Here is a 13844-nt window from a genome sequence, read left to right as displayed (position 1 = left end):
ATCGATTAACAGGAAAAGGTTATGGCGAATCGCAATTAGTAAATGACTGCGGATGCGAACCTACAAACCAATCAAATTGCTCGGAAGAAGAACACCAAGCAAATAGAAGAAGTGAATTTATTATTACCGCAATGTAACAGAGAATAATTCAAAATAAAAAGCATATATAAATTATCGTATATGATTAATAGCTAAACACTTGCGATATTTATTTGCAAGTGTTTTCTTATATAATATACTTTTTTTGTAATTAAATAATATTAAGCAAGCTTTTTATCGGTAATAATTACCTTTCAACGAGTATAGTATGGTTTTTTTTTTTAATGAGCAATTTGTGTTAAATTTGCGTCGCTTTAAGAATTTGTTTATTTTAACCTACTTACCCCATTAGTTTTCTATTTTCTTTGAAGTAGATCTCTATAATAATAATGCCCCATTTATTATGAAGAACTTTACCTACGTTAAAAATTTATTTTTTATTTTTTTAACATTCTTTATCTTCGCTTACACAGCAGAAGCGCAAGTGTGTGGAACGCCAGGACTTGATGGTCCTGCCACAGTTTCTAGTTCCATAAATACCTATTATCCAGTTGCTGGAGATATAACGCTTAATACAGGTGCGCAATCAATATTATTGGGTGCGGTTGCGCCAGCTGATTTATATGGTAATAATTTTGGTACTATACAAATTTCAACAGGAGATTTACTACTTATAATTCAGATACAGGATGCTCAGATCAACTATGCTAATAGTCCTGTTTACGGTTCTGGACTTGAAACTACAGGTGCAGATGGATTAGGAGGTACGGGATTTACAGATGGTGGAAGCACCGGTGTTTTTGAATATGTGATTGCAACAAACAACGTACCGCTAGCTGGAGGTAATTTAACTTTTAAAGGTGCAGGCGCTGGTGGGGGAGTTATAAATAGTTTTTATAACGCCACTTCAACTGCTACAAGAGGAAAGAGAACTTTTCAAATCATTAGAGTTCCTCAATATTCAAATTTAACATTAACAACAGATATAACAACTCCACCTTTTAATGGAACAACTGGAGGTGTAATTGCTTTTAACGTATCGGGTACTTTTAATTTCAATGGAAAAACTATTAATGGAAGTGCGAGAGGATTTAGAGGTGGATATAGCCCTATAGCAGATTCAGATAAAAATAATTCTACAATATACGTTGGTCTTTCTTCATCAACTGCGATCTCTGGAAAAGGTGAAGGAATTGCAGGTACACCTAGATATATGTGGGATGGATATAATCAGGTAGACAATGTAATAGAAGGTCTGCCGGGTGGATCTGCTGGTAGAGGAGCGCCGGGTAATGCAGGAGGTGGTGGGAATGATCACAACGCCGGTGGTGGTGGTGGTGGTAATGGAGGTTTTGGTGGACTTGGTGGTAAAGGATGGCAAGGTGCTTTAGGGAATATTTCCCCATTAACTGGAGGAGGAAGACCTGGTTATAAATCTTATCTTTCTGCTAACCCGTCTTTAGATAGATTATTTTTAGGTGGTGGTGGTGGTGCCGGAGATGCTAACAATGCTACTTCAGGAGTAAAAGGAGGAGTAGGTGGGGCAATAATTCTTATAAACGCCGGTAATACCGTAGGAACAGGATATATTTATGCTAATGGTGGCGCTGGAGCACCAGGAGCATTTAGTGGTTCAGCGGATGGAGCTGGAGGAGGGGGAGCTGGTGGAACTGTTTTATTAAATATTTCAAATCCAAGTACAGGTTCAATTACAATTCAAGCAAAAGGTGGAAAAGGTGGTAATACTGAGACAAGTACCGCTCACGGCCCTGGTGGTGGTGGTGGTGGTGGGATTATTAGACATAATCTTTTAACAGGAGTTACAATTAGTGCTAGTGCTATCAAAGGAATTGCAGGGAAAATAAATAATGGTGCAGGGGATTCTCATGGCGCTTTAGATGGGCAAGATGGATACATTGCTAGCTTTGGTGTAGAAGAGCAATTGCCTCCATATCTTCAGGTTAATGCTAATTGCTTACCTTCTCTTGATGTTAAGGTGAAATCTTTATATAATGCTGTTTGTAACGTAATTGAAGGTACAGTAAGCTATGAAATAGAAATAAAAAATACAGGTAGCGGAAACGCTGCAGGAGTAGCGTTGAATTTTGCTTTTCCAACAGGTATTGTGTTTAGCGCAGCAACAGCAACTTATTCTTTTGAAGCAACTGGCCCAGCTGGTCTTTTAACTAATACGAGTGCGGCCAGTAGTCCAATATTTGGAGGATTTAATATTGCCCAAAATGGTGTTGTGACTATAACTTTAATAGGGAAAATCCAAACAATCAATCCTGGAATTTATAGCGCGAGTGCACAAGCTCTTTATCTTGATCCTAAGAGAACAGATGCAGATTCAAATAGAAAAGTTACTGCATTTACTAATTCATTTAACAGTGCAAATACTTTTTACCAAACTGAAGTAGGGTCAAAAGTGCCAGGTATGAATTTTAACGGTGCTGGTTTAACCGTGGATGATATAGAAATTTTAAAATTACCAACAGATCCTAGGGTTGATGTGATTCAGCCAGATTGTACTCTTCCAACAGGAACATTAAACGTTATTAATCCTGCAAATGGTGCAGGTATAAGCTATACATTAATTGGTGTAAATCCAGTTGGTGCTCCAATTAGTAATTCAACAGGTATTTTCTCAGGATTAGTTCCTGGCAGTTATGATGTAACAACAACAAATGGTGCTGGGTGTACTTCAATACCTAGTAATATTGTAATCAATGCTGTAGCTGCTACTCCCGTGACAACAAGTGTTTCAATATGTGTTGGTGAAACAGGATATTTAACAGCCGTTACTACCGAATGCTTAAATGGTTCTGTAAATTGGTATAATGCAGCCGATGTTTATTTAGGAACAGGCGCTTCGTTTAATCCTGTTGGTGTTGCCGGCTCAGGTTTATTAAATACTAATACTCCGGGAACTACAACTTTTTATGCTAGTTGTTCTAGCGATCCCAGATGTAAGGCAGCTACCAATTTTATAATTAATCCAAAACCGACGATTAGTGTAATCGCAGGAGCAGTTTGTGGACCAGGCGAAGTAACGTTAAGCGCTACTGCATCAGATGGAATAATTAGCTGGTACGCAAACGCAACAGATGGCGCTCCACTAAGAACAGGAGTTAGTTTTACGACACCGGTTTTATCAGTAAGCAAAACGTATTATGTAGAAGTAATTGCTAATGGTTGCTCATCAGGCAGAGTTCCAGTTATTGCAACTGTAAAGAAAGTGCCAACAATTACCAGTACAACACCAGGAAGTAGATGTGGTTCGGGAACTGTGACTCTTCAAGCTACAGCTTCAGCAGGAACGGTAAACTGGTATTCTTCTGTACAAGGAGGTTCTCCATTGTTTGCGGGATTAACTTTTACTACTCCAGTTATAAACGTAACTACTACTTATTATGTAGATGCAATTTTAGATGGATGTGCATCAGGTTCTAGAGTTGCTGTAGCAGCTACTGTGAATCCAAAACCAGCTGTTCCAACTATCGGAACTATTACACAACCTTCGTGTTCAACAGCAACTGGAAGTTTTACAATTACAAATTATAATACAGCAAACACTTATACATTCTCACCAGCAGGACCTACTGTAAATTCAAGTGGAGTTGTAACAGCTTCACCAGGAACTTATACTATAACTTCTAGTGCAGGCGGATGTTCAGATTCTTTATCAAATATTGTGATTGACACGCAACCAGCAACACCAAAGCCTCCGCTTGTTGGTACCATCACGCAGCCAACGTGTAACGTGACAAGCGGTAGTGTTTTTTTAAGTGCATTACCATCAGGAAACTGGACAATAACACGAAATCCAGGAGCAGTAACAACAACTGGAAATACTACAATTGCTACAATTTCAGGATTACCAGCAGGAACTTTTAGATTTACGATAACTAATGCTTCAGGATGTACTTCGGTAGTATCGGCTAATGTTAGAATTAGTCCTGTGCCTACACCATTGGCTACTCCAACGGTAAGGGTTATTCAGCAACCAACATGCGCAGTAGCTACAGGAAGTGTTACTTTAAGCGCTTTACCATCAAGAAATTGGACAATAACGATATATCCAGGAGGAGAAACAATAGCTGGAAACACCGCTTCTACAACAATTTCTGGATTGGCAACAGGAAGTTATACATTTACTGTAACTAATGATTCAGGATGTATATCAGCGCAGACAGATAGTGTTGTAATTGACGCGCAACCAGCAACACCAAGTACTCCAACTGTTGGAACGATCACACAACCAAATTGCGCAGTAGCAACAGGAAGTGTTGAATTAACAGGATTACCAGCAGGAGCTTGGACGATAAACCCAGGAAACATCTCAGGAAACACTGCTACTACAGTAATCTCAGGATTAACTGCAGGAAGCTATTCGTATACAGTTACAAATGCTGTTGGATGTATTTCAGTTGAATCAGTAAATATTTTGATTAATGCTCAACCGGCTACACCAGCTGTTCCTGTATTATCAGCAGTAACGCAGCCTACTTGTGTCGTAGCTACTGGAAGTTTTACAATTACAAATTATAACGCATCAAATACTTATACATTCTTACCAGCAGGACCTACAGTAAGTTCAACTGGTGTTGTAACAGCCACAGCAGGAACTTATACGGTAACTTCTAGTGCTAACGGATGTACTTCAGTAGCTTCTGCAAGTGTTGTGATTAATGCTCAACCGGCTACACCAGCTGTTCCGGTATTATCAACAGTAACGCAGCCTACTTGTGTCGTAGCTACTGGAAGTTTTACAATTACAAATTATAACGCATCAAATACTTATACATTCTTACCAGCAGGACCTACAGTAAGTGCAACTGGTGTTGTAACAGCCACAGCAGGAACTTATACGGTAACTTCTAGTGCTAACGGATGTACTTCAGCAGCTTCTGCAAGTGTTGTGATTAATGCTCAACCGGCTACACCAGCTGTTCCGGTATTATCAGCAGTAACTCAGCCTACTTGTGCCGTAGCTACTGGAAGTTTTACTATTACAAATTATAACGCATCAAATACTTATACATTCTTACCAGCAGGTCCTACGGTAAGTGCAAGTGGTGTTGTAACAGCCACAGCAGGAACTTATACGGTAACTTCTAGTGCTAACGGATGTACTTCAGCAGTTTCTACAAGTGCTATAGTAAATGCTCAACCGGCTACACCAGTTGTTCCGGTATTATCAGCAGTAACTCAGCCTACTTGTGCCGTAGCTACTGGAAGTTTTACAATTACAAATTATAACGCATCAAATAATTATACATTCTCACCAGCAGGTCCTACAGTAAGTGCAAGTGGTGTTGTAACAGCCACAGCAGGAACTTATACGGTAACTTCTAGTGCTAACGGATGTACTTCAGCAGTTTCTACAAGTGTTATAGTAAATACTCAACCGGCTACACCAGCTGTTCCGATATTATCAGCAGTAACGCAGCCTACTTGTGCCTTAGCTACTGGAAGTTTTACTATTTCAAATTATAACGCATTAAATACTTATACATTTTCACCAGCAGGAACTACAGTAAGTGCAACTGGTGTTGTAACAGCAACAGCAGGAACTTACACTGTAACTTCTCGTGCTAACGGATGTACTTCAGCAGTTTCTACAAGTGTTACAGTAAATGCTCAACCGGCTACACCAGCTGTTCCGGTATTATCAGCAGTAACTCAGCCTACTTGTGCCGTAGCTACTGGAAGTTTTACTATTACAAATTATAACGCATCAAATACTTATACATTCTTACCAGCAGGTCCTACAGTAAGTGCAAGTGGTGTTGTAACAGCAATAGCAGGAACTTATACGGTAACTTCTAGTGCTAACGGATGTACTTCAGTTGAATCAGCAAATGTTGTGATAAATTCTCAACCAGCAACACCAAATACTCCAACTGTTGGAACGATCACACAACCAACTTGCGCAGTAGCGACAGGAAGTTTTACAATTATAAATTATAACACATCAAATACTTATACATTTTCACCAGCAGGACCTACAGTAAGTACAACTGGTGTTGTAACAGCAACAGCAGGAACTTATACAGTAACTTCTAGTGCTAACGGATGTACTTCAGCAGTTTCTACAAGTGTTACAGTAAATGCTCAACCGGCTACACCAGTTGTTCCGATATTATCAACAGTAACGCAGCCTACTTGTGCCTTAGCTACTGGAAGTTTTACAATTACAAATTATAACGCATCAAATACTTATACGTTCTCACCAGCAGGACCTACAGTAAGTACAACTGGCGTTGTAAAAGCCACAGCAGGAACTTACACTGTAACTTCTAGTGCTAACGGATGTACTTCAGCAGTTTCTACAAGTGTTATAGTAAATGCTCAACCGGCTACAGCAGCTGTTCCGTTATTATCAGCAGTAACGCAGCCTACTTGTGCCGTAGCTACTGGAAGTTTTACAATTACGAATTATAACACATCAAATACTTATACATTTTCACCAGCAGGACCTGCAGTAAGCGCAACTGGCGTTGTAACAGCCACAGCAGGAACTTACACTGTAACTTCTAGTGCTAACGGATGTACTTCAGCAGTTTCTACAAGTGTTACAGTAAATGCTCAACCTGCTACACCAGCTGTTCCAGTATTATCACCAGTAACACAGCCTACTTGTACCTTAGCTACAGGAAGTTTTACTATTACAAATTATAACACATCAAATACTTATACATTTTCACCAGCAGGACCTACAGTAAGTACAACTGGAGTTGTAACAGCAACAGCAGGAACTTATACGGTAACTTCTAGTGCTAACGGATGTACTTCAGCAGTTTCTACAAGTGTTACAGTAAATGCTCAACCGGTTACACCAGCTGTTCCGGTATTATCAGCAGTAACGCAGCCTAGTTGTGCCTTAGCTACTGGAAGTTTTACTATTACAAATTATAACGCATCAAATACTTATACATTCTTACCAGCAGGACCAACAGTAAGTGCAGCTGGTGTTGTAACAGCCACAGCAGGAACTTACACGGTAACTTCTAGTGCTAACGGATGTACTTCAGCAGTTTCTACAAGTGTTACAGTAAATGCTCAACCGGTTACACCAGCTGTTCCGGTATTATCAGCAGTAACGCAACCTACTTGTGCCTTAGCTACTGGAAGTTTTACTATTACAAATTATAACGCATCAAATACTTATACGTTCTCACCAGCAGGACCTACAGTAAGTACAACTGGTGTTGTACCAGCAACAGCAGGAACTTACACGGTAACTTCTAGTGCTAACGGATGTATTTCAGTTGAATCAGCAAATGTTGTGATTAATGCTCAACCAGCAACACCAGCTGTTCCGTTATTATCAGCAGTAACGCAGCCTACTTGTGCCGTAGCTACTGGAAGTTTTACAATTACGAATTATAACACATCAAATACTTATACGTTTTCACCAGCAGGACCTGCAGTAAGTGCAACTGGCGTTGTAACAGCAACAGCAGGAACTTATACGGTAACTTCTAGTGCTAACGGATGTATTTCATCAGTTTCTACAAGTGTTACAGTAAATGCTCAACCTGCTACACCAGCTGTTCCGGTATTATCAGCAGTAACGCAGCCTACTTGTGCCTTAGCTACTGGAAGTTTTACTATTACAAATTATAACACATCGAATACTTATACATTCTCACCAGCAGGACCTACAGTAAGTGCAACTGGCGTTGTAACAGCAACAGCGGGAACTTACACTGTAACTTCTAGTGCTAACGGATGTACTTCAGTAGTTTCTACAAGTGTTACAGTAAATTCTCAACCGGCTACACCAGCTGTTCCGGTATTATCAGCAGTAACACAGCCTACTTGTGCCTTAGCTATTGGAAGTTTTACTATTACAAATTATAACGCATCAAATACTTATACGTTCTCACAAGCAGGACCTACAATAAGTACAACAGGAGTTGTAACAGCAACAGCAGGAACTTATACGGTAACTTCTAGTGCAAACGGATGTATTTCAGCAGCTTCTACAAGTGTAACAGTAGATGATCAACCAGCTACACCAGCTGTTCCGGTAGTAACTGCAGTGACGCAGCCTACTTGTGCCTTGGCAACTGGAAGCTTTACAATTACCAATTATAACGCATCAAATACTTATACATTTTTACCAGCTGGACCTACAGTTAGTGCAACAGGAGTTGTAACAGCAACAGCAGGAACTTATACGGTAACTTCTAGTGCTAACGGATGTACTTCAGCAACTTCTGCAAGTGTTGTGATAAATGCTCAACCAGCCACACCAGCTGTTCCGGTATTAACTACAGTAACACAGCCTACTTGTGCCGTAGCTACTGGAAGTTTTACAATTACCAATTATAACGCATCAAATAATTATACATTCTTACCAGCAGGTCCTACAGTAAGTGCAACTGGTATTGTAACAGCCACAGCAGGAACTTATACGGTAACTTCTAGTGCTAACGGATGTACTACAGTTGAATCAGCAAATGTTGTGATTAATGCTCAACCAGCAACACCAGCTGTTCCGTTATTATCAAAAGTAACACAGCCTTCTTGTGCCTTAGCTACTGGAAGTTTTACAATTACAAATTATAACACATCAAATACTTATACATTTTTACCAGCAGGACCTACAGTAAGTACAACTGGCGTTGTAACAGCAACAGCAGGATCTTATACGGTAACTTCTAGTGCTAACGGATGTAGTTCAGTTGCAACAGTAAACATTGTAATTGATGCGCAACCAGCAACACCAAATACTCCAACTGTTGGAACGATCACACAACCAACTTGCGCAGTAGCGACAGGAAGTATCGAATTAACAGGATTACCATTAGGGGCTTGGACGATAAACCCAGGAAACATCTCAGGAAACACCGCTACTACAGTAATCTCAGGATTAACTGCAGGAAGTTATAGTTATACAGTTACAAATGCTGTTGGATGTAGTTCAGTTGCAACAATAAACATTGTAATTGACGCGCAACCAGCAACACCAAATACTCCAACTGTTGGAACGATCATACAACCAACTTGCGCAGTAGCGACAGGAAGTATCGAATTAACAGGATTACCATCAGGGGCTTGGACGATAAATCCAGGAAACATATCAGGAAACACCGCGACTACAATAATCTCAGGATTAACTGCAGGAAGTTATAGTTATACAGTTACAAATGCTGTCGGATGTAGTTCAGTTGCAACAATAAACATCTTAATTGATGCGCAACCAGCAACACCAAATACTCCAACTGTTGGAACGATCACACAACCAACTTGCGCAGTAGCAACAGGAAGTGTTGAGTTAACAGGATTACCAGCGGAAGATTGGACGATAACAATATATCCAGAAGAATCAATTATAACCGGAACAGGGACAACTACAATTGTTTCGGGATTAATATCAGGAAGTTACAATTTTACTGTCACTAATTCTGTTGGATGTAGTTCTGTTTTTTCAGCTAATGCTGTAATTAATGTGCAAATAGCAACACCTTCAGCTCCAGCTGTTGGAACAATCACACAGCCAACTTGCGCAGTAGCGACAGGAAGTGTTGAGTTAACAGGATTACCAGCAGGAGATTGGACGATCAGCCCAGGAAATATCTCAGGAAACACCGCTACTACAGTAATCTCAGGTTTAACTGCAGGAAGCTATTCCTATACAGTTACAAATGCTGTCGGATGTGTTTCAAACGCAGCAGTAACTGTTATAATTGACGCGCAACCAGCAACACCAAATACTCCAACTGTTGGAACGATCACACAACCAACGTGCGCAGTAGCAACAGGAAGTGTTGAATTAACAGGATTACCATCAGGAGATTGGACGATAAATCCAGGAAACATCTCAGGAAACACAGCTACTACAATAATCTCAGGATTAACTGCAGGAAGCTATTCGTATACAGTTACAAATGCTGTTGGATGTACTTCAGTTGCAACAATAAACATTGTAATTGATGCGCAACCAGCAACACCAAGTACTCCAACTGTTGGAACGATCACACAACCAACTTGCGCAGTATCGACAGGAAGTGTTGAGTTAACAGGATTACCAGCAGGAGATTGGACGATCAACCCAGGAAACATCTCAGGAAACACAGCCACTACAGTAATCTCAGGATTAACTGGAGGAAGCTATTCCTATACAGTTACTAATGCCGTTGGATGTGTTTCAAACGCAGCAGTAACTGTTGTAATTGACGCGCAACCAGCAACACCAAATACTCCAACTGTTGGAACGATCACACAACCAATTTGCGCAGTAGCGACAGGAAGTGTTGAGTTAACAGGATTACCATCAGGAGCTTGGACGATAAATCCAGGAAACATCTCAGGAAACACCGCTACTACAGTAATCTCAGGATTAACTGCGGGAAGCTATACTTACACGGTTACTAATTCTGTAGGATGTACTTCAGTTGCAACAATAAACATTGTAATTGATGCGCAACCAGCAACACCAAGTACTCCAACTGTTGGAACGATCACACAACCAACTTGCGCAGTAGCGACAGGAAGTATCGAATTAACAGGATTACCATCAGGAGATTGGACGATAAATCCAGGAAACATCTCAGGAAACACCGCTACTACAGTAATCTCAGGATTAACTGCAGGAAGCTATTCGTATACAGTTACAAATACTGTTGGATGTACTTCAGTTGCAACAATAAACATTGTAATTGGTAATTTAATTTGTGCTAACGACGATACGATTGCATCAACAGGTGGAAGTGTACTTACAAACGATACTTTAAACGGAAATCCAGTAACGACCACTAATACGGATGTTACACCAGTTACAGAGGGTCCATTAGCAATTGATGCCGACGGAAACTTAACAGTTACACCAAACACACCAAGTGGAACGTATACAATTACGTACACTATTTGTGAAGTGGGCGCGAATCCAGCAAATTGTGATACGGCGATTGCTACAGTTGTAATCAACAACACCATTGTTGCTAATGATGATACGATTGCATCAACAGGTGGAAGTGTAATTACAAACGATACCTTAAACGGAAATCCAGTAACGACCACTAATACGGATGTTACACCAGTTACAGATGGTCCATTAACAATTGATGCCGACGGAAACTTAACGGTTACACCAAACACACCAAGTGGAACGTATACAATTACATACACTATTTGTGAAGTGGGCGCGAATCCAGCAAATTGTGATACGGCGATTGCTACAGTTGTAGTTACAAACACCATTTTTGCTAACGATGATACGATTGCCTCAACAGGTGGAAGTGTAATTACAAACGACACCTTAAACGGAAATCCAGTAACGACCACTAATACGGATGTTACACCAGTTACAGACGGTCCATTAGCAATTGATGCCGACGGAAACTTAACGGTTACACCAAACACACCAAGTGGAACGTATACAATTACATACACTATTTGTGAAGTGGGCGCGAATCCAGCAAATTGTGATACGGCGATTGCTACAGTTGTAATCAACAACACAATTGTTGCTAATGATGATACGATTGCCTCAACAGGTGGAAGTGTACTTACTAACGATACTTTAAACGGAACTCCAGTAACGACCACTAATACGGATGTTACACCAGTTACAGATGGTCCACTAACAATTGATGCCAACGGAAACTTAACAGTTACACCAAACACACCAAGTGGAACGTATACAATCACATACACTATTTGTGAAGTAGGCGCGAATCCAGCGAATTGTGATACGGCGATTGCTACAGTTGTAGTTACAAACACCATTGTTGCTAACGACGATACGATTGCCTCAACAGGTGGAAGTGTACTTACTAACGATACTTTAAACGGAACTCCAGTAACGACCGCTAATACGGATGTTACACCAGTTACAGATGGTCCACTAGCAATTGATGCGGATGGAAACTTAACAGTTACACCAAACACACCAAGTGGAACGTATACAATTACATACACTATTTGTGAAGTGGGAGCGAATCCAGCGAATTGTGATACGGCGATTGCTACAGTTGTAGTTACAAACACCATTGTTGCTAACGATGATACGATTGCATCAACAGGTGGAAGTGTACTTACAAACGATACTTTAAATGGAAATCCAGTAACGACCACTAATACGGATGTTACACCAGTTACAGAGGGTCCATTAGCAATTGATGCCGACGGAAACTTAACAGTTACACCAAACACACCAAGTGGAACCTATACAATCACATACACTATTTGTGAAGTGGGAGCGAATCCAGCGAATTGTGATACGGCGATTGCTACAGTTGTAGTTACAAACACCATTGTTGCTAACGATGATACGATTGCCTCAACAGGTGGAAGTGTAATTACTAACGATACCTTAAACGGAACTCCAGTAACGACCACTAATACGGATGTTACACCAGTTACACAGGGTCCATTAGCAATTGATGCGGACGGAAACTTAACAGTTACACCAAACACACCAAGTGGAACCTATACAATCACATACACTATTTGTGAAGTGGGAGCGAATCCAGCAAATTGTGATACGGCGATTGCTACAGTTGTAGTAAACAATACCATTGTTGCTAACGATGATACGATTGCATCAACAGGTGGAAGTGTAATTACTAACGATACTTTAAACGGAAATCCAGTAACGACCACTAATACGGATGTTACACCAGTTACAGATGGTCCATTAACAATTGATGCCGACGGAATCTTAACAGTTACACCAAACACACCAAGTGGAACCTATACAATTACATACACTATTTGTGAAGTGGGAGCGAATCCAGCAAATTGTGATACGGCGATTGCTACAGTTGTAGTAAACAATACCATTGTTGCTAACGATGATACGATTGCATCAACAGGTGGAAGTGTACTTACAAACGATACTTTAAACGGAAATCCAGTAACGACCACTAATACGGATGTTACACCAGTTACAGATGGTCCATTAACAATTGATGCCGACGGAATCTTAACAGTTACACCAAACACACCAAGTGGAACGTATACAATTACATACACTATTTGTGAAGTGGGCGCGAATCCAGCAAATTGTGATACGGCGATTGCTACAGTTGTAATCAACAACACAATTGTTGCTAACGATGATACGATTGCATCAACAGGTGGAAGTGTACTTACAAACGATACCTTAAACGGAACTCCAGTAACGACCACTAATACGGATGTTACACCAGTTACAGATGGTCCATTAGCAATTGATGCCGAGGGAATCTTAACAGTTACACCAAACACACCAAGTGGAACCTATACAATTACATACACTATTTGTGAAGTGGGAGCTGTTCCCGCAAATTGTGATACGGCTACAGCAATTGTAGTGGTATTTAATGAATTAATCGCCGTTGATGATGATTATACGAGCGCGCCAATTATTAGTGGTAATGACACGCCAAGTGTTGTAACTAACGATACTTTAAACGGGACACCAGTTGTAATTGGTAATAACCCAGGAGAAGTAACCTTAACTGGTGTTGATGTTCCAACAGGATTGACCTTAAACCCAACAGGAACAATCACGGTGGGTATTGATACACCATCAGGAACTTATATTGTAGTTTATGAAATCTGTGAAGTGGGAGCTGTTCCAGCAAATTGTGAAACGGGTATTGTAACTATTGTAGTTTCTAATGAGATTATCGCAAATAACGATGCGCCACAAGTTGTAGAAATTAACGTTACAGGACCGGTATTTGCTGGAAATGTTTTAGGTAATGACACTTTAAATGGAGTATTAGTAACGACGATTAATACCGATGTAACACCTACAACTCAAGGTCCATTAAGTATTGATGTGGATGGTAATGTTACTATCG

General features: G+C 40.3%; 1 protein-coding gene. It reads left to right on the top strand.

Features of this window, described 5'->3' with window-relative positions:
- Positions 1–442 precede the first annotated feature (442 nt).
- Positions 443–13844 (top strand): beta strand repeat-containing protein (locus ACFSX9_RS03935; protein ID WP_379804687.1); only part of this gene is annotated, 13402 nt, incomplete at its 3' end.

The organism is Flavobacterium ardleyense (assembly GCF_042686085.1).
GTDB lineage: Bacteria > Bacteroidota > Bacteroidia > Flavobacteriales > Flavobacteriaceae > Flavobacterium > Flavobacterium ardleyense.
This window is presented reverse-complemented; position numbering and strand designations above follow the sequence as displayed.